Genomic DNA, 17017 nt, shown 5'->3' on the forward strand with positions numbered 1-17017 from the left:
CGGTCCAGCGCGCCAGTTCTTCGGGTAACCGCGGTCCAGCTCGTCATGATGTCCTCTCCGCCAGCAGGGCTTCGACGATCTCCACGCTGCGCGCGGCACCGGCCAGCGAAGCGGGGCTGAGCGGCGGGATGCGGGCGCCCAGCACCGACTGCAACGCTTCAGCGAGGCTGTCGGGGCTGAGGTCGGCCTCGCGCAGGGTGGCGATGCCGGGCTGGCGGGCCAGGATGGCGGCGCGGATGGTCTGCTCGACCTCCTTGCCGTCCTCGAAGGGGCAGAAGACGCTGGGCACGCCGGCGGTCAGGCAGTCCAGCGCGGTGTTGTAGCCGCAGCGGCCGACGCTGGCGGATGCCCGGCCCAGCAGGGCGCGGAAGTCGGGACGCACCGGCTCCACCAGCAGGCGATCGGGCGGGGCCAGGGCGCGCAGCCGGTCGGCCAGCGCCGCATCGCCCTTCGCCACCAGCAGGCGCCAGCGCTGCGGCAGGGCGCCGGAGGCGGCGCAAAGGGCGGCACATCGGGCGGCGGCCTCGAAGACCGGGCGGCCGACCGGGCCGCCGCCGGCGGTGACCAGGATTTCGCCCTGCCCGTCCGTTCCGTCCTCGGCGGCGGCGGGCGGCGGGACGACGAAGCCGGTGTAGCGCAGCAGCGGCTTCATCGCCCGCGTCAGCGGCCAGCTGTCCTCCAGCGGGATCAGGGCGGGGTCTGAATGGACCAGCACGCCATCGTAGAAGCGCAGAAGCCGCTGTTCGGTCTCGGCGATGCGTTTCGGCTTGGAGGGCGGGGCCAGGATGTCGCGGACCGAGGCCAGCGTCAGCGGCGGGCGCGGCAGGCTGCGGGCGCGCTCCAGCAGGGCGTCGAACTCGGCGGCCAGCGCGCGGCGGCCGAAGGGGAAGAGTTCGGTGATGAGGACGTCGGGGGACTGGCTGTCGAGCAGGCCGGTCAGCATCGCCTGCCGGGCGGCGCGCAGGGCTGCGTCGGCGGGGCGGCCGTCGGCACCCAGCAGGGTGGCGAAGTCGGCGCCGTCGCTCGCCAGCGGCGGCAGCTGGTGCAGGGTGGCGCCACCGCTGCTGAGATGGGGGGCGGGACGGCCTCCGGTGGCGACATCGACGTGCCAGCCACGGGCGGCGAAGGCGTCGGCCAAGGCGAGCGCGCGGCTGAGATGGCCGGTACCGAGCAGATGGGTGACGGCGATCAGCAGTTTCATGACAGGCGCTGTCCCTCCCTGGGCTCCGCCGGGTGGAGCGTGCCGTCGGTGGCGAGCGTCAGGACGTAGAGGCGGTCGCGCTTGACCGGCACCGGCGGCGGGCCGCGGAAGTCCCAGCCCCAGGCGAGCGCCAGCGCGACGCGGATCACGCCGATGTGGGTGACGATCAGGTGGGGGGAATGAATCTCCGTCTCCCCCCTGGGGAGAAGGTCGGGATGAGGGGGGTCGGCAACGCCGAAGAGATCCTCGCCATGCGTCCCCCTCACCCTAACCCTCTCCCCGCTTTCGGCGGATCTTCGATCCGCCTGTCGCGTCAGCGCAAACTTCGTTTGCGCGTGAGCGGGGGGGAGAGGGGATTGATCCTGTATTGCGAGAGGGGATTTCAAGTCTCCCAGCCAACCCCTCAACCGCTCGCGGACGTCGGCGGGGCTTTCGCCGTTGGGGGGGCGGAAGTCCCAGCCCCAATGCTCCAGGTCGCGGTAGCCGCTGGCGGGATCGGCGCGCAGGTCGTGGCCGCGCCGGCCCTCCCAGGCGCCCCAGTCCATCTCGATCAGGCGCGGGTCAATGTGGACGGGACGGCCGAGGCCGAGGAGGGTGGCGGTCTCCACGGCGCGGGAAAGCGGGCTGGCGTACAGGGTGGCGTCGCGCCAGCCCGGCGGCAGGGTCAGGCCGGCGAGGCGGTCGCGGCCCTCGGGGTCGAGCGGGATGTCGGTGCGGCCCTGGATGCGGCCCTCGCGGTTCCAGCCGGTGATGCCGTGACGCAGGAAGCCCAGGCGGATCATGACAATAGCCCCATCAGCAGGCCGCGCAGCCGTTGGGCCGCCATGGGCAGGGCGTGGTGGGCCTCGATGTAAGCGCGGGCGCTTCGGCCGAGCGCGTGCAGGGCCGGCGGGTCGGCCAGCAGGGCGGACAGGGCGGCGGCGAAGTCTTGGCGGGTGGGGCCGGTCAGGCGGCCGCCGACGCCGTCGCGGATGACGGTGCCGGTGCCGGCATTGTCGACGGCGAGCACCGGCACGCCGTGGGCCTGCGCCTCCAGATAGGCCATGCCGAAGGCTTCGTTCAGGCCGGGCCAGACCAGCAGGTCGGCGCTGCCGTAATGGACGGCGAGAGCGGCGGGGGCGCAGGCGCCATGAAAGGTCACGCGGGGGCCGAAGGGGGCGAAGAGCGCCGCCACCTCCGCCGCCGCCGGGCCGTCGCCGACGATGGCGAGAGTCCAGGGCCGGGCGGTCAGCAGGGACAGGGCGTCGGCCAGCAGGCGGTAGGAGGCCAGCTTGTCGCCCGGCCGCATCATGGCGACGGTCAGCAGGCGGGGAGGCGATCCCGGCTCGCCACGATGGATGGCGGGCGGCAGGTCGAGGAAGGGGGGCAGCATCGCCACCCGCTGGCCGGGCGGGCCGTAGGCCTCGACCGCCTGCCGGTCGCGGGCGCTGACGCAGAGCACGAGGTCGGCCGCCTCGATGGCGGTTTCGGCGGCGGCGGCGAAGGCGGACCAGGGGCCGGCCAGGCGCTTGCGGGCGCGGGTCGCCTCGACGACCGCATAGGGGATGCCGAGGCGGCGGGCGACCACCGGGCCGATCAGGTCGGGCGCCTTGTAATAGACATGGTAGCTGAGCCACAGCGCCGGGCAGCGGTCCGGCTCGGCGGCGTAGAGCGACAGCAGGCGGTCGCTCTCGGCGGCGGCGGCGACGGTCAGGCGGGTTTGCGCGGCGGGATCGCCGGCACCGTCATAGACGCGCAGGCCGCTCGCCACCTCGACCGTGCCGGTGGTCTCCAGCGCGCGCAGGATCAGCCGGGCCATCTGGCGGTCGCCGGAGGGGACCGGATGATCGACCGGCTTCAGCGGGGCGTAAAAGGCAATGCGCGGGAGGGAGGTTTGGGGAGCGGTCGTCACGCCGCGGCCTCCTCCAGGCGGCGGACGAGGCGGTCGATGCCGGCGGTCATGCCGAACTCGGCGCGCAGGCGGTCATGGGCGGCCTCGCCAAGCCGCAGGCGCAGCGCGGGATCGCCGGCGAGCCGTTCCAGCCCGGCGGCGATGGCGGATGGGCTGCCGTCGGTCAGCAGGCCGTGGGTGCCATCGGCGATGAATTCCGGGATGGCGGAGACGGCGGTGGACAGGATGGCGAGGCGCTGGCTTGCCGCCTCCATCAGGACATTGGGCAGGCCGTCGCGGTCGCCGTCGCCGGCCACCACGCTGGTGAGCACGAACAGGTCGGCCCGGCGCAGCGCCTCGATCACCGCCGCCTGATCCTGGGCGCCGCGCCACGTGATGCGGTCGGACAGGCCGAGCCGCTCGGCCTGGGCGCGCAGGGCCTGCTTCAGGTCGCCGGAGCCGATATGGACCAGCCGCCAGTGCAGCCCGTCCGGCAGCGTCGCCAGCGCGTCGAGCAGACGGTCATAGCCCTTCTTCTCGACCAGCCGGCCGACCGACAGAATCTCCACTGCGCGGTCGGGGGTGGAGCCGTCGCGCTGCGCGGCGTCCGTCCGGTCCGGCGGGGCGGGAAAGCGCGAGAGGTCGAGACCATGATAGACGAGGTCGATGCGTGACGCATCGGCAGCCAGCCCGCGCAGATGGGCGGCGCCGACGGCGGTGCAGGTGACGCCGAAGCGGGCGTCGGCCAGCTTCTCGCGCTTCTCCCACTCCGGCGTCGTCCAGATGTCCTTGGCGTGGGCGGAAAAGCCCCAGCCGATGCCGCGGATCGCGGCGGCGTAGCGCCCGACCGACGCGGGCGTGTGCAGGAAATGGGCGTAGACGAAGGGCACGTCGGCCGGCAGCTCCGCCGCCAGCACCAAGGCTTGGCCGAAGCGGCGGCCGCGGTTGGCGGTGCGGTCGCGCCCCAGGTCGCGCAGCCATGTCAGCGTGGCCCGCGCCAGCCCGGCCGGATGGCGGAGGATCAGGCGGCCGAGCGCACGCAGGACGCGGGCCGGCTCGTCGCGCAGATATTCCGGCAGGTAATGGACCGGGGCGGCGATCCGCTCATGCAGGGCATGGCGGCGGCTGTCGGTCGGGTGGCGCAGCGACCAGATCGCCAGATCGATGCCGCGCTGCTGCAGGGCCAGAAGCTCCTGGGCGATGAAGGTCTCCGACAGGCGGGGATAGCCCTTCACCACCACGGCGACTTTCAAAGGCACGGTCTTTAACGGCACGGCTTTCGGATCCATGGAGGACGGCAGGGCGCCGCCCGGTCCCGCGTCGGTCATGCGCGCTTGCCTGCCATGGCGCGGGACAGCCGTTCCGCCGCGCGGCGGATCGGGGTAACGGGGGTGGCGCGGGCGACCACCGGATCCGACGCCAGCAGGTCGCGGGTGAGGTCGGCGATGCGCTCCAGCCCGCCGAGCAGGCCCGGCAGCGGGCTGGCCGAGGGCGGCGGCTGGCTGGACAGGGCGCGGATGGCGTCGGCCATCGCCCGCGGGTCGGCGCCGTTGCGGTCGCTGTCCAGTGTGCGCAGCAGGCCCAACGCCTCCGCCGCCTCGGCGCGGATGCGCTGTTCCAGCCGGGGGCGGGTGCGCGGGGCCAGCACCGACGGCTTGTCGAAGGACAGGATCTCGCAGAAGGTGTTGTAGCCGCCCATCGCCACCACGCCGACCGCGCCGGCATAGAGATCCTCCATGCGCGAATGGAAATTTATGGTCTCCACCCTGCCCTTCAGCGGACGGATGCGGGCGGCGAACTCCTGGCGGCGGGCGTCCTCCAGGAAGGGGCCGTAGACGATCAGGGCGCGGGGGGAGAGATCCGGATCGCTCTCGTAGGCGGCGATGGTCCAGTCGACCAGCGCCGCGCCGTCGCCGCCGCCGCCGGGCGTCACCAGCACATAGGGCGCCGCCATCGGGGCGTCCGCCGCCTGGACGGCGCCGCCGCCCTCCGACGGTTCCCGCCGCAGATAGCCGGTGTAGCGCACCCGCGCCGCGATCTCCGCCGGCAGGTCGAGGCCGTCGAGCGGCCGATAGACCTCCGGCAGGCCGTAGATCCAGAGCTGGTCGTAATAGCGTTCGATGGCGGCGACCGCCTCCTTGCGCTCCCATTCCGGCTGCAGGGCTTCGGGCGCGTCCAGCACGTCGCGCAGGCCGAGCACCACGCGGGTGTTGCCGCTGGCCCGCATCTCCTCCAGCGCCGGCAGGAACTCGCCGTGCAGGCCGGTCGGCTCCTTGTCGACGATGGCCAGCGTCGGGCGGAAGGCGCGGGCGGTGGCCCGGATGATCTCCGCCCGGATGGCGGCGGTCTCCTCGATGGGCAGGCCGAGGTTGCGGGCGGTGTAGCCGCCGTCGGGTTGCTTCACCACGCCTGGCAGGCGCACATGGTCGACCCGCTGCGGGAAGTCGAAGCGGCCGGCGACCGGCGACCCGGTGAGGATCAGCGCGGAGGCGTCGGGAAAGGCTGAAACCAGGGCCTGGGCGATCGTCCGCGACCGCCGCAGATGGCCCAGCCCGAAGGTGTCGTGGCTGTAGAGCAGGATGCGCGGCGGCGTCCGGTCGGGATGGAGGGACCGAAGGGGTGGCTGTGGCTGGTGCATGCTCGGACACTCCGCTTCAGCAATGCTTCGGAACCGAAAATCCGCTGCGGAACAGATCGCTGTGCTTGTCTTGGGAACCGGTTCGGCGCCGGTGGTTGCGGGGTCGTCCAGAAGGGGGCGGCAAGGCTCCAGCCTGGAGAGAACCCCTCACATGGATCTTGCTGCGCATCAATATGACTTCCAGCCTGGGGAGGGCAACTCATCTATGCGCTGTGATATATATGAGTGCCGGCCGCGCCCCAACCGGCAAGACGGGTCAATCGCCATGATAGGGATCCAGGGCGTCGCGCAGGCCGTCGCCGAAGAAATTGAAGGACAAGACTACCAGGATCACCGGCAGCATCGGCAATGACACCCAAGGATAGGTTTCCACGGCCATGAGGTTCTGGGCGTCGTTCAGCATCACGCCCCAACTGGTCGCCGGCGGGCGCAGGCCGAGCCCCAGGAAGGACAGTGCCGTTTCGCCCAGGATCATCGCCGGGATCGACAGGGTGGCGCTGGCGAGAAGATGGCTGGCGAAATTGGGCAGCAGGTGGCGGCGGATGATGCGGGCCGGGCTGGCGCCCATCAGCTCGGCCGCCATGACGAAATCCTCCTCGCGCAGGGCAAGGAAGCGGGAGCGCACGGCGCGGGCCAGCGACGGCCAGTCCAGCAGGCCGAGGATGACGGAGATGCAGAGGAACACCGTCACCGGTGACCATTGCGCCGGCACCGCGGCGGACAGCGCCAGCCACAGCGGCAGCTCCGGCAGGGATTTCAGGATCTCCGACAGGCGTTGGACCCCGGCATCGATCCAGCCGCCGAAATAGCCGGCCATGCCGCCCAGCGTGATGCCGATGGTGAAGGACACCGCGATGCCGAGCAGCCCGACGGTCAGCGACAGCTGCGCCCCGATGGCAAGGCGCGACAGCATGTCACGGCCCAGCCGGTCGGTGCCCAGCAGATGCAGCGAGGCCCCCGGTGGCGGGCAGACCAGCCGCAGGCGCGACTCGACCAGACCGAGGAAGCGGTAGGGCGCGCCGGGGCAGAGGAACTGCAGCGGCATCGGCCGGCTGCTGTCCGTCTCGTAGCGCCAGCGATAGTCCTTCAGGTCGGGCCGGCCGGTGGTCGGGTAGACGAAGGGGCCGATGAACTGCCCGTCATGGAACAGGTGGATGCCCTGCGGCGGGGCATAGAGATGCTCCACGTCGCGGTCGTTGGCGCCGTAGGGCACCAGGAAATCGACGAAGGGCAGGCTGAGATAGGACAATCCCAGGAACAGCGCCCCCAGCACCGCCAGCCGGTGGCGCAGGAAACGCCGCAGCATCAGCCGGCCGGTGGAGGCGTGCGCGTCGAAGCGGGTGGCCGGGGCCTCCGCCGCCGGATCGGGATAGGGCCGGCTGTCGACGTAATGCTCCCAGGCGCCGCCCATGGCCGCGCCTTTCGCGACCGGGTCCTCCATGCCCCCGCCTTTCATTCCGGGGCCGGTCATGACTGCGCCTTCCTCGCCTTGCCCAGGCGGATGCGGGGGTCGAGCAGGGCGAGCGCCACGTCGGAGACCAGCATGCCGATCAGCACCAGCAGCGAGATGAACATCAGGATGAAGCCGGACAGGAAGATGTCCTGCGCCCGCAGCGCCTCCAGCAGGGCCGGGCCGATGGTCGGCAGGCTGAGCACGACCGAGATCAGCACCGATCCCGACACCAGCGACGGCAGCAGCGAGCCGATGTCGGAGACGAAGGGGTTCAGCGCCATGCGCAGCGGGTAGCGGGTCAGCCGGCGCAGCGGCGGCACGCCCTTGGCCTTGGCGGTGACGACATAGGGCTTGCCCAGCTCGTCCAGCAGGTTGGCGCGCAGGCGCCGCACCATGGCGGCGGTGCCGGACAGGCCGATGACGATGGTGGGGATGATCAGGTGTTCCAGCACCGAGCCGATCTTGCCCCAGCTCAGCGGCTGGTCCTCGTATTTCGCGTCCAGCAGGCCGCCGATGGGCAGCCCAAGCCATTTCTGGCCGTAATAGAGCAGGATCAGCGCCAGCAGGAAGTTCGGCGTCGCCAGCCCGATATAGCCGACGGCGGCGGCGAGGTAATCGACCCAGCTGTTGGCGCGGATCGCCGCCAGCGCCCCCAGCGGGAAGGACACCAGATAGACGAACAGCACGGCGGCGAGGTTGAGGATGACGGTGAACCACAGGGTTTCGCCCACCACCTCCACCACCGGCTTGTTGAACTCGAAGGACCAGCCGAGGTCGCCCTGGAGCAGGCCGTGGAAGCCGTTCGGCCCGGGCCAGAGGCCGATCCAGACCAGATATTGCTCAGGCAAAGGGCGGTCGAGCGAATATTCGTGGCGCAGGAACTCCGCCTTCGCCAGCCCGGCCTCCTGGCCGGTGGCGCGCAGCTCGGCGATCTGGTTGGACAGATAGTCGCCGGGCGGCAGGTTGATGACGAGGAAGATCAGCATCGACACCACGATCAGCGTCGGCACCATCACCAGCAGCCGGTGCAGGATGAAGCGCAGCATGGCCGTCAGTCCTCCCGGCGGAAGATGCCGGCCGGCTGCGGATCGGCCGGGCGGGCATCGGTGAAATAGAACTCGTCGGGGCGGTAGACGCCGAGATAGGCGCCGGGATCCCACAGCCACAGCCCCTTGTCCGGGACGTTGAGCAGGCGGTTTGTCACGGCGATGGGCTGCGGCGTCTTCGACACCACGCCGATGGCGAAGAGCTGGTCGGCATGGATGTCGAGCAGGGCCGACCACAGGGCGCGGCGTTCGGTCTCGTCGGTGGTGTGGCGCCAGCGCCGCGCGATGTCCATCAGCTCCTGCGGGATCGGCATGTCGATGGGTTCGCCGGCGCTGCCGGAGGTCTGGTAATATTGCCCCCATTTCGGCCAGCTGAAATTCTCCTGGGTCATCGGCGCCAGTTCTTCCGGGCTGCTGTCGGGGTCGGGGATGCCGTTGTCCCAGCCGCCCCACACCGCCATCATCGTCTGGCCGGCATAGACCCGGTTGCGCAGCACGTCACGGTCCACCGTGCGCATCAGCAGCCGCACGCCGATGTCGCGCCAGGTCTCGGCGATGATCTGCAGCGCGTCGGAAATCTCCGGCTTCTCGCCGGCGGTCTCGACGATCACCTCCAGCGGCCGGCCGTCCGGCAGCTCGCGGTACAGCTCGCCGCGCCTGCGCTTCAGGCCGATCTCGTCGAGCAGCGCCGCCGCCCGCTTGGGGTCGTAGCCGGTCCAGACGCCGTTGCGCTCCGGCTTGTAGAGCGGACTGTGCGGCAGCACGTCGACGCCGCTTTCCTGCGCCAGTCCGAAGAACAGCGAGCGGTTGACGATCCGCCGGTCGATGGCGAGCGACAGGGCGCGGCGGAAGCGTACGTCGCGCAGCAGGGTGCGCCAGACCGGGTCGTTGTAGTTCAGGTTGGGGTAGAGCGCGATCTCCGCCGCCTTGCCCTCCGGCCACAGCAGGGTGCGGTAATCGCCGTCGCGCTCGCCCGAGACCAGCACCGGCACCTGCGAGAAGGTCAGCCCTTCGGCCTGGAGGTCGGCCTTGCCGGTGGCGACCTGGGCCGGGATCAGCCCGCCGGCCATCACCGTCACGTCCAACCCGTCGGCATAGGGCAGCTGCATGCCGCGGCTGTCGAAGCGGTGGTAATAGGGGTTGCGCTGGAACAGCAGGTGGGTGCCGGTGCCCTTGGAGATCGCCATCCAGGGCTGGAGCGTCGGCTCGTCCGGGTTCTCCATCCGGAACATGTCGTCCAGCGCGTTGTGCAGGGCCGCCCAGTTGCGCACCTTGTACTTGGCGATCAGCGGCGCCAGCTCCGCCTCGCTGGTGTAGCGGGCGTGGAAGCGCTTCAGGTAATGGGCGGGGCGGGCGATGAAGGGCGGCCGGGCCGACGCCAGCGCCGGCAGGAAATAGGGGTTCGGCTCCTGCCAGCGGAAGCGGGCGGTGACGGCATCGGGGAAGCTGACCTCCGGCGGCTTGCCGTCCACCAGCATGAAGCGCGGCGGGCCGGACGGCGACAGCATCGGGTTGTTGGCGATGTCCTCCCACCAGTAGCGGATGTCGTCGCTGGTGAAGGGGGCGCCGTCCGACCAGCGGTGGCCCGCCCGCAGGGTCAGGGTGAAGTCGCGGCCATCGACGATATACAGATCCTTCAGGATGTCGGGCACGATCTGGCGCTTGGCGTTGTAGCCGACCATCCGGGCATAGCCGTAGAGCACGGCGATGCGGCTGTTGCGCCGCTGGGTGATGAAGCTGCGGATCCAGCCGCCGGAGCGCCCGAACTCGCGGCCCTTCGCCTCCAGATCGACGATCAGCGGCTCGTCCGGCATGCGCTGGCGGACGGGCGGGATCAGGCCGTAACGCACCTGATCCGCCAGCATCGGCGGATCCTGCGGGGTGAAGGCGGCGGCGGGGGTGGCGACGAGGAGGAGGGCGAGGAGTTGCAGGATTTTCGCAAGCATCGCGCCGCGCGTCCCCCTCACCCACCCCGCCGCGAAGCGGCGGGGCCCCCCCCTCTCCCCGGGGGGGAGAGGGCGCTTTTCGTGCGAGATGACTGGAACCGTCCTCATGCCGCCCGCCTCACGAAATGGCCGGGGGCCGCTTCCACCAGCGGAGGGGGGGCGCCGTCGGCGGTCGGGCGGAAGGGTTCGGGCCACAGGTCGGGGCGGCCGGCGCCCAAGGCCACGGTGGCGACGTCGATGGGGCGGTTCACGTCCGGTTCCGGCGAGGCGGCGATCAGCGCGCGGGTGTAGGGGTGCAGCGGGGCGGAGAACAGGATGGCGGGCGGCGCCTCCTCCATCACCCGGCCGGCGCGCATCACCGCGACCCGGTCGGCCAGCCGCGCCACCACCGCCAGATCGTGCGAGATGAACATCAGGCTGAGGCCGAGCCGCTGCTTGATCGATTCCAGCAAGTCGAGCACCTGCGCCTGGACCGAGACGTCGAGCGCCGAGGTCGGCTCGTCGCAGATCAGCAGCTGCGGGTCGAGCGCCAGGGCGCGGGCGATGCCGATGCGCTGGCGCTGGCCGCCGGAGAAGGCGTGGGGATAGCGGTTGGCCCAGGCGGGGTCGAGGCCGACCTGCGCCATCAGCGCCCGCACCCGCTCCCGCCCTTCGCCGCGGCCGCAGACGCCGTGGATCGCCAGCGGCTCGGCGATGATCTCGCCGACGCTCATGCGCGGGCTGAGGGAGGCATAGGGGTCCTGGAACACCATCTGGGCCCGGCGGCGGTAGGCGGTCAGCTCCGGCCCGGAGGCGGAAAGCAGGTCGAGCGGCGGTTCCCCCGCAGCGGCGCGGAACAGCAGGCGGCCGCCGGGATCCGGCCGCTCCGCCAGCATGGCCAGCCGTGCCAGCGTCGTCTTGCCCGATCCTGACTCGCCGACGATGGCCAGCGTCTCGCCGCGGCCGACGCAGAGATCGACGCCGTCGAGCGCGCGGATGCGGACGTTGCCGCGCTCGTAGGTCTTGGCGACGCCGTGGAACTCCAGGATGGGGTCGCGCACGGGGCCGGACCCTTGCGCGCAGGTCGTGTCGGGAATGGAGGGGGCGGCGGCCATCAGCTTGCGGGTGTAGCCATGCAGCGGCCGGCCGAGAACGTCGGCGCAGCAGCCCGACTCCATCACCCGGCCCGCGCGCATCACCACCACGGCGTCGGCCATGTTGGCGACCACGCCCAGATCGTGGGTGACCAGCAGCACCGCCATGCCGGTCTCGCCCTGCAGCTCCTTGATCAGGGCCAGCACCTGGGCCTGGAGCGTGACGTCGAGCGCCGTGGTCGGCTCGTCGGCGATCAGCAGCTGCGGGCGGGCGACCATCGCCATGGCGATCATCGCGCGCTGGCGCAGGCCGCCCGACAGCTGGAACGGATAGGAGCGGAAGGCGCGGACCGCATCGGGAAAGCCGACCCGCTCGAACATGGCGAGGCAGCGCTCGCGGGCGCTCGTCCTGTTGCAGGCGCCGTGCAGTCGCAGCACCTCCATCGTCTGGTCGCCGATGGTGTGCAGCGGCGACAGCGCGCTCATCGGCTCCTGGAAGATCATCGAGATGCGGCTGCCGCGGATGTCGCGCAGGCCGGACGGCGACAGGCGCAGCAGATCCACCGCCTCCGCACCCTGGCCGAACAGGATCGAGCCGCCGGTGACCGACGCCCCGCGCGGCAGGATGCCGAGGATGCTGCGGCAGGTCAGCGTCTTGCCCGAGCCGGACTCGCCGACCAGCGCCACGCTCTGTCCGGCGCCGATGGAGAAGCCGACGCCGTCGACCACCGGGCGGGGGGCGTTGCGGAACCGGATCGTCAGGCCCTCAACCCTCAGCATCGTTCTGCTCCCCTGCCTATTTTCCGAGGCAATCCGTAATTCGCCGTTATCTCCCTCTCCCCCCCGCTCTCGCGCAAACGAAGTTTGCGCTGACGCGACAGGCGGACCTCTGGTCCGCCGAAAGCGGGGAGAGGGGCGGGGTGAGGGGGACGCACAGCGAGGATTCTCGGGATAGCCACGCCATGCATCCCCCTCACCCTAACCCTCTCCCCGGGGGGGAGAGGGGATGCATGGTGCCCCTGCCCTACTGCGTCCATTTCATCATGCTTCCGTTTCGGATCGGCTATCGGCCTGGACCGGGACCGGGACCGGCACCGCAGGCGCCGAGCCGGATGGCGCCTCGCTGGTCAGGCGCTTGCCGATCTGCTGGATCACCCGCATCGGCAGGTCCGGCGCCGCCGACAGCAGGCGCAGCATGGTCGGCCCGTCCAGCCGCAGCAGACGCAGGTCGGTGCGCGCCCGGAAGCTGGAGAAACGCCGCACGCCGGCCAAAAGCTCCAGCTCGCCGATCACCTCCGGCGGCTTGATGTAGGCGATGTGCAGCGGCGGCTGGCCGTCCGGCATCAGCCGCACCTGCTCGACCTCGCCGTCTGCCAGGACGAAGGCGTATTCCGACTGTTCGCCGGTGCGGTAGATGAAGTCGCCGGCCGCCACCGTGCGCCACTCCGACGAGGCCAGCAGGCGGCGCAGGACCGTTTCCGGCAGGTCGGAGAAGACGGGAGAGCGCGACAGCAGGCGCAGGGCCGGCTCGTCGGTTCCCTCCGCGTCGCCCGGCACGGTGTCCTCGTCATGGTCGATGCCGTGCTGGCCGCGCCGGACCAGCCGGCCGTCCTCCAGGTCGTAGAGCGCGTCGAAGGCCGGATTGTCGGAAATCCGCTCCTCCAGCACGATCAGCGTCATGGTCGGCAGCAGCTCTTTCATGGCGCGGAAGATGCGCAGCCGCTCCTCGGGGTCGTAGCTGTTCAGCGCCTGGTAGATGACGAAGATGTCAGGCTTCTTCATCAGGCCGCGGATCAGCTGCACCCGCTGGCGCACGCTGATCGGCAGCAGCGAACCGCCGATGCCGACCTCGCCCAGCGCCACCAGGATCAGCACGAAGGCCCGCGCGTCGGTGCGTTCCAGCGCCTCGTCCACCAATGCCCGCAGCTGGGTGATGGCGCGCGGATCCTCGGTGGTGATGCGGCCGAACAGGAGGTTGTCCATCACGTTCAGGCGCGGGTGGTAGAGGTCGGGGTGGAAGATGGCGACCTTGTCGCGCAGCGCGTGCGGCATGTCGTCGATCACGCGGGCGCGGATCGCCATGATCGCCTCGCGTTCCGCCGGCGGGATGAAGTCCATGCCGTCGCGCTTGGGCACGATCATCAGGAACATGGTGGCGAACAGCAGCGTGTCCGCCTCCTGGTGACGGCGCTGCGGCCGTTCGGAGCGGCGCTTCAGGCGGGTGACCGCCTCCACCAGCTCCTCGAACAGGGCGTCGTCGATGTACGGGTAGCGCATGATCATGACGTCGCCGTCGTCGCTGTCGCGATAGACGCCGACCACCCGCATGGCGAAGCGGCGGCCGATGCGCACGGCGGAGTCCCACAGCCCGTATTCCTCCATCAGGCCGCGGACGGTGGGGTTGCACACCATGCGGGCGACGGTCAGCCGCTTGCCGTCCGGCAGGCCGGCCAGCATGTTCTCGGCAATGGTGGCGTAGGGGTTGAAATGGTCGCGCTCGAAGCGGGCGAGCAGCGCGTCCAGCCCGCGTTCGGTGATCGCCTCGCGCAGCCACTGGCGGGCACGCAGCAGGGGCTGGGCGACGAAGGGGTAGTCGTCGGGGTCGAACACCTCGCGCAGGCCGCGCTGGTAGACCGCGTTCTCGCCGCCGGTGGCGGCCAGGCACTGCATGAACCAGGGGCGCAGGCTGGTCCAGTCGCTGGCGCCGATCATGGCGAAGTCGGTCCAGATCCCCTCCATGCTGTCGACCGAGTTGCCGGACGCCTCGGCCTCGACGATCTCGCGGCGGCGGGCGGGCGACATGGTGTCCGGATCGTCGGCCGGCGGGCGGTGGCGCAGGCCGTAGGTCATGTTCTGCATCATGCTGCCGGTGAACATGCGCGGTTCCGGGCCGGCATAGGCCATGCGGCGGCCCAGCAGCTCCAGCGGCAGCTCGTCCAGGCTGCGGTCGCCGATGGCGATCCGGCCGGAGGTCGGCGGCGACAGCCGCACCAGCACCTCGGCCAGACGGCGCAGCGCCAGCGCGTTGGTGCCGGCGATGCCGATGAGGGCGCCCGGCGGCACCTCCAGCGACAGCCGTTGCAGCATGCGGTCGCCGTATTCGTTGGCCCAGGTCACCGCCTCCAGCCGCAGCGGCGCCTTCAGGTCGGTGGGCGTGGCGGGCGACGGCGGGGTCCAGTCGAACAGGAAGGGGGGAGAGAACTGTTCGGCGATCTGCTCGTACTTGATCTGGGCGTCGATCATGTTCTGGTAATAATCGAGCAGCTCCTTCCAGGGGGCGGTCAGGTCCTTGAAGGCGGACAGGGCGGCCACCAGCGCGCCGATGGTCATGTTCCCGTGCAGGACCAGATAGCCGCCGATGGAGAACAGGAAGAAGGGGGTGATCTGATTGATGAAGTTGTTCAGGAACTTGACGAAATACTTGCGCTTGTAGATCTCCAGCCTGATCCAGTAGATGCTGCCGAGGAACTGCGAGAATTCCGCCAGGACGTAGCGGACGGTGCCGTTGACGCGGACCTCGCGGATGTTCTCCACGCTTTCGCCGATGCGTTCGGACAGCTGGCGGACCTTGCGCACCCGATCCTTGCCCAGCATCTTCACCTTCAGCTGAAGCTTCGGGATGATGTAGGCCTGCACCGGGATCAGCGCGACCGACACCAGCCCGATGGTCGGCTGCTGGATGAACAGGAACAGCAGGATGGTGAGCATCGTGCCGCCCTGGTAGAGCGGCTGGGCGAAGGCGTCGCCGATGAAGCCGGCCAGCGGTTCGGTCTCCGCCGCCACCGTGGAGATCAGCTCTCCCTGGCTGACCTTGGAGAAATGCGGCAGCGGGAAGCGCAGCATGCGGTCGAGCAGCATGAAGCGCAGGCGCCGCACCTGCCGTTCGCCGACCACGCCCTTGAAGGTGTTGATCCGCATCTTGAAGGCGCCATTGGCCAGCACCAGCGCCAGGAAGGTGAAGCACAGCACCAGCAGGTAGGTCACCGGCCCCATGGTGACGCCCAGGATCTGGCGTTCCGGCTGGGGATCCGACAAGGCCCGGTTGATGATGATCTTCGGCAGCTCCAGCGAGGCGTAGAGCACCGGGAAGGACGCGACCGTCAACAGGGCGAGCAGGATCTGCTGGCGTCCGCTGTACTTCCAAATGTACTGAAATAGGTTGCGGTCCATCAAAGCCCTTCAGCGTCGCGGCCGGCAGCGGGGCAGCCGCCGCCGGCCGTCCCTGTCATGCAGCGGGGGATGAGGCAAGGTAGATTGGCGTCGGCCGATCCTTTTTCCATCCGCGCTCTTTGCATCCCCCCTGCCCCGCTCAGTTCTCCACCCGCCAGGCATGGTAGGTCCAGCGCTCGTCGGGCGGAAGGGGAAGCGGCGTCCAGTTGGGACGCTCCAGCGGCCGGTCGGACAGCACGACGCCGCCCGGCAGCATCAGGGCGTCGATCAGCGGCGCCAGCCATGCCGCCTGCTTGGCGTCATGGCTGCGGTCGGTGCTGCCGAAATCGGCATGGGCCAGCCGGGCACAGCGGCCGAAGCGCGCCGCCGCCGCCGGCATGGTTTCCTGGAAATCGCCGACGAACAGGCGGTCCTCGTCCGGCGTCAGCTCCGGCGGCACGCGCACCCACATGTCGAAGACCAGGATGTCGCGCGGCGGGAACAGGTGGCGCAGATGGTCGAAGGTGCGGCCCTTGCCCAGGCCGACCTCCAGCACAAGGCCGTCGCGGCCGGCGACGGCGCGCTCCGCCCAGGCCAGCGCGTCGCGCTGCACCGTCATCCGGTCGATCATCCGGTCGAGCAGGGACCGGCTTTCCGCAACACCACCATCGGCCGCCATCGGCCCCCTCCCCTTGCCAAGCGCACGAACGGCGCGGTCGCAGTGTGAAAGGCTGCGTGCGCGCCGTCGAGACAAAATGTCGCGCGGCCGGAGCCTGCGGGTGCGTCTTTGCCGGTTTATGGCCCGGTTTCCGGTCGGACCCTATGGCCGGTCCGGGTCGAAGCGCTTCGCCAGCCCCTGCCAGCAGCGGTAATAGTCGTGCTGCAACGCCGCGGTTTCCAGGGCGTGCCGCGTCGGGCGGATGACGGCGCGCGTTTCGAACATGAAGGCCATGGTGTCGGCGACCCGCTGCGGCCGGCCGGTGTCGGCGGATGTCGCCTTGGCGAAGGTCTCCGCATCCGGGCCGTGGCCGCTCATGCAGTTGTGCAGGGACGCGCCGCCGGGCAGGAAGCCCTCCTCCTTCGCGTCATAGACGCCATGGATCAGGCCCATGAACTCGCTGGCGACGTTGCGGTGGAACCAGGGTGGACGGAAGGTGTCCTCCTGCACCAGCCAGCGCGGCGGGAAGATGACGAAGTCGATGTTGTCGACGCCGGGCGTGTCGCTGGGCGATTGCAGCACCAGGAAGATAGACGGGTCGGGATGGTCGAAGCCGATCGAGCCGATGGCGTTGAAGCGGCGCAGGTCGTATTTGCAGGGCACATGGTTGCCGTGCCACGCCACCACATCCAGCGGCGAATGGCCGATGCGGGCGGTCCATAGGGCACCGTCGAACTTCGCCACCAGCTCGAACGTGCCCTCGACATCCTCGTACCAGGCGTCGGGCGTCAGGAAGTCGCGCGGGTTCGCCAGCCCGTTGGAGCCGATGGGGCCGAGGTCCGGCAGGCGGAAGGGCGCGCCGAAATTCTCGCAGACATAACCGCGCGCCGTGCCGTTCGGCAGCTCGACGCGTAAGCGGATGCCGCGGGGGAACAGGGCGATCTCCTGCGGTTCGATCTCCAGCACGCCAAGCTCGGTGAACA

At 70.4% G+C, this 17017-nt stretch carries 12 protein-coding genes; all 12 read right to left on the minus strand.

Annotated elements, in window-relative coordinates; all coding sequences use genetic code 11:
- Positions 1–43: 43 nt before the first annotated feature.
- Entirely contained in the window at positions 44–1201 is a 1158-nt protein-coding gene (locus I71_RS30210) for a glycosyltransferase family protein (protein WP_042703095.1), read from the minus strand.
- A complete protein-coding gene (locus I71_RS30215; protein ID WP_042703097.1) occupies positions 1198–1983 on the minus strand; it encodes a histidine phosphatase family protein in 786 nt (261 codons plus the stop codon). The genes I71_RS30210 and I71_RS30215 overlap by 4 nt, the downstream gene beginning before the upstream one ends.
- Positions 1980–3092, minus strand: a complete 1113-nt coding sequence (locus I71_RS30220) for a glycosyltransferase family 4 protein (RefSeq protein WP_042703099.1) — start codon at positions 3090–3092, stop codon at positions 1980–1982. Before I71_RS30220 ends, I71_RS30215 begins: the two co-directional genes overlap by 4 nt.
- The gene (locus I71_RS30225; protein WP_244434150.1) at positions 3089–4399 is read right to left on the minus strand and encodes a glycosyltransferase family 4 protein; all 1311 of its coding nucleotides are present in this window, start codon (positions 4397–4399) and stop codon (positions 3089–3091) included. Before I71_RS30225 ends, I71_RS30220 begins: the two co-directional genes overlap by 4 nt.
- A complete protein-coding gene (locus tag I71_RS30230; RefSeq protein ID WP_049976406.1) occupies positions 4396–5709 on the minus strand; it encodes a glycosyltransferase family protein in 1314 nt (437 codons plus the stop codon). The genes I71_RS30225 and I71_RS30230 overlap by 4 nt, the downstream gene beginning before the upstream one ends.
- Before the next feature lie 256 nt (positions 5710–5965).
- On the minus strand, positions 5966–7180 hold the full coding sequence (locus I71_RS30235; protein ID WP_244434151.1) for an ABC transporter permease: 1215 nt from the start codon (positions 7178–7180) through the stop codon (positions 5966–5968).
- A complete protein-coding gene (locus I71_RS30240; protein WP_042703101.1) occupies positions 7177–8208 on the minus strand; it encodes an ABC transporter permease in 1032 nt (343 codons plus the stop codon). The genes I71_RS30235 and I71_RS30240 overlap by 4 nt, the downstream gene beginning before the upstream one ends.
- A 5-nt stretch (positions 8209–8213) precedes the next feature.
- Positions 8214–10154, minus strand: a complete 1941-nt coding sequence (locus I71_RS30245) for an ABC transporter substrate-binding protein (RefSeq protein ID WP_042703103.1) — start codon at positions 10152–10154, stop codon at positions 8214–8216.
- A gap of 104 nt (positions 10155–10258) precedes the next feature.
- Positions 10259–12007 (minus strand): ABC transporter ATP-binding protein, encoded by a 1749-nt coding sequence (locus I71_RS30250; protein ID WP_042703105.1) that lies wholly within the window; start codon positions 12005–12007, stop codon positions 10259–10261.
- Positions 12008–12268: 261 nt separating this feature from the next.
- Entirely contained in the window at positions 12269–15397 is a 3129-nt protein-coding gene (locus tag I71_RS30255; RefSeq protein WP_042703107.1) for an ABC transporter transmembrane domain-containing protein, read from the minus strand.
- 139 nt (positions 15398–15536) lie between these two features.
- Positions 15537–16055, minus strand: coding sequence for a class I SAM-dependent methyltransferase (locus tag I71_RS30260; RefSeq protein ID WP_049976407.1), 519 nt, complete (start codon positions 16053–16055; stop codon positions 15537–15539).
- A 141-nt stretch (positions 16056–16196) separates the two neighbouring features.
- Positions 16197–17017, minus strand: an 821-nt coding sequence (locus I71_RS30265; protein WP_042703109.1) for a homogentisate 1,2-dioxygenase domain-containing protein, incomplete at its 5' end; no start/stop codon positions are given.

This window comes from Azospirillum sp. B506, assembly GCF_000333595.1.
Taxonomy (GTDB): Bacteria; Pseudomonadota; Alphaproteobacteria; order Azospirillales; family Azospirillaceae; genus Azospirillum.